At 35.0% G+C, this 2,478-nt stretch carries 3 protein-coding genes; all 3 read right to left on the reverse strand.

Annotated features, from left to right (window positions below; all coding sequences use genetic code 11):
• Positions 1–120: 120 nt before the first annotated feature.
• From pcp to ACZQCL_RS08700, 3 genes are read right to left on the reverse strand one after another with little or no spacing between them, the layout of a single operon-like run.
• Positions 121–768 carry a pyroglutamyl-peptidase I gene (gene pcp / locus ACZQCL_RS08690; protein ID WP_333673431.1) on the reverse strand — a complete coding sequence of 216 codons (648 nt, stop codon included), beginning with the start codon at positions 766–768 and terminating at the stop codon, positions 121–123.
• A gap of 13 nt (positions 769–781) precedes the next feature.
• Complete coding sequence (locus ACZQCL_RS08695) at positions 782–1,735, reverse strand: DUF979 domain-containing protein (protein ID WP_227991275.1); 954 nt, start codon at positions 1,733–1,735, stop codon at positions 782–784.
• Positions 1,735–2,406: a 5-oxoproline transporter, DUF969 family subunit gene (locus tag ACZQCL_RS08700; RefSeq protein ID WP_482482836.1), complete on the reverse strand. Its 672-nt coding sequence runs from the start codon at positions 2,404–2,406 to the stop codon at positions 1,735–1,737. Before ACZQCL_RS08700 ends, ACZQCL_RS08695 begins: the two co-directional genes overlap by 1 nt.
• Between the last annotated feature and the right edge of the window lie 72 nt (positions 2,407–2,478).

A 2,478-nucleotide genomic window follows, 5' to 3' on the forward strand; every position in this document is an offset into this window, starting at 1 on the left:
AATATACAAAAAAAGACAATTTCATTTCGAAAATTGCCTATATACAATAAAAAGCCTATGTCCTTACGAAAAGGTATAGGCTTTTGTCAACAATCTGAAGAAAAGAACAAATCTTTTCTCTTAATGCGTTTCTCCAGAAACCACTTTAATATCCGTATCACTCTCTAACATAGCTTCTACAGACAATTCAATGGCTTTAGCAATATCTTTTAAATTCATTCCAGGAGTTCCTGCTGGCTGATTTACTGTTTGTTCAGTCGCAAAAGGTACATGCATAAAGCCACCTTTTACATCTTTAAATTCTGTATGACAATAATGCAATACAGAATACATTACATCGTTACAAACATAAGTACCTGCTGTATAACTAACACTTGCTGGAATTCCATTTCCCTTCATTTTTTCAACCATTCTAAATACAGGAAGCATTGTAAAATAAGCTTCTGGCCCATTTTCTACAACACTTGTCTGTAAAGGTTGATTGCCTTCATTATCGGCAATTCTGGCATTTCTAAAGTTAATACCCACCCATTCTGGTGTGACTTGACTTCTTCCTCCTGCTTGACCAATACACAATACAAAATTTGGCTGATTCTCTTGAATCGCTTCATAAACTGCATCTGGCCCTTTTTGAAATACTGTAGGAATTTCTTTCTTAACGATTTTTGCCCCACCAATTTCATCCGGCAATAATTTAACAGCTTCATAAGCTGGATTGATTTTTTCTCCTCCAAAAGGATCAAAACCTGTAATTAATACTTTTTTCATAACATTTCATCTCCTATGACATCATGATCATCATGACAATTTGTACCACTAACATAATTACGGCAACAAGCACTTGTTTTTTAATGACACCATTTTTATCTTTCATTTCTAAGATTGCGACAGGAACCATATTAAAGTTTGCTGCCATTGGCGTACATAGTGTACCACAATATCCACAAGTTAATGCTAGAGATCCAATCACTACTGGATCTGCTCCATATTTAAGGACAAAAGGTGCCCCAATACCAACTGTCATTACGGTAATTGCCGCAAAAGCATTTCCCATGATCATGGTAAATACCGCCATGCCAATCGCATAAACAATAATTCCAATTGTAACATTGCCTGCAGGAATAATATTAGATACTAAACTAGAAATGACATCTCCAACACCTGCAGCTGTAAATACGGCACCTAAAGCAGCAAGTAACATTGGAAGCATACTTAATGGTCCAACCACATCCATCATTCTACGACAATCTTTTAAGAAGACACTTGGTGTATTTGATTTTGAATAGATACGCAAAATGATCATGGCTACAAAAACACCTACACTCATTCCAACTAATGGTGAAATCTTTGTGAAGAAAGCTGCAAGTAATGCGAACAAACCAATACATACAGCTGGAACAAATACTTTTGCACCAATTTTCTTGTTGTTTTGTTCCATCTCATCAAGAGTAGGTTCTGGCTCATTACCAGGTGAAACTTTCTTTAGAATTGGAGGTAAAACCAAGATAATCAATAAGATACCATCAGCCAAGGCAGGTAACCATTTGCCTAGCACAAACATAACTCCTAGATCAAACCAGAAAACAAACGAACCAACACTGTTTTTATTTTCTTTATCTTTTAAATTTTTAAAGGCAACATAAATAGAAATCAATCCAATTAGACAATACATGACTTCTAATAGTTTTTCTGAAAGTGTAACATCTACACTCGTATAAAATTGAATTGGATTCATTATTTAGTCTCCTTTCTAGATAATTGTTTATCTTTAAGATAGTAATACACAATCGCAACAGCTACAGCAATAATTGCCACTGGAATTTGTACTTTCATTAAATCGACCAATTCAACATTGTATCCTAAGCCAGCTAATGTAGATTGCACTAAGATCATTCCACTTGTTCCTACAAACAAAACTTGCCCAAAGAACCATGCGATATTTTCCATACCACTTGCCATTCCTTTTAAGTTTTCTTCATACTTTTCACTGATCTTTTTACCATTTTTCTTAGCTGCAGCAGTCGCCATAGGCAATACAATAGGACGAACAAATCCGGCAACGCCACCAAAGCTTACATTAAATGCCGCAAAGACTAGACGGAATACACCATAAATTGCAAGAACAACACCGGCTGATGCATTTTTAAATTTCTTCATTAAATTAGCTGCTGCTTGTTTTAAACCATTTCTTTCCAGAGTTCCCGTAACTACCATAACCATCACAAACACGCACATACTGCGGTTAGCGACGAAGCTTGATCCAAGTGTTTCCAAGAAAGTAACTGGATCCATACCTGCAACAAGTGCAGTCACAATAGCGGCAATCATAATAATCAAAATCGAATCCAATTTTAATACAAATCCGATTACAACAATTAGAATGCCTAATAATTTCAATAATTTCATAATCTTTCATTCTCTCTTTCATATTTCTTACAGATATTTACATCTGAAATTATATCATATTCTTCAACAAAA

This window comes from Holdemanella sp., from assembly GCF_056804935.1.

Coding starts and splice junctions, on each gene's coding strand:
- pcp (WP_333673431.1), bottom strand. CDS start 768: ATGAAAAAAGTATTAATTACAGGTTTTGATCCTTTTGGAGGAGAAAAA.
- ACZQCL_RS08695 (WP_227991275.1), bottom strand. CDS start 1,735: ATGAATCCAATTCAATTTTATACGAGTGTAGATGTTACACTTTCAGAA.
- ACZQCL_RS08700 (WP_482482836.1), bottom strand. CDS start 2,406: ATGAAATTATTGAAATTATTAGGCATTCTAATTGTTGTAATCGGATTT.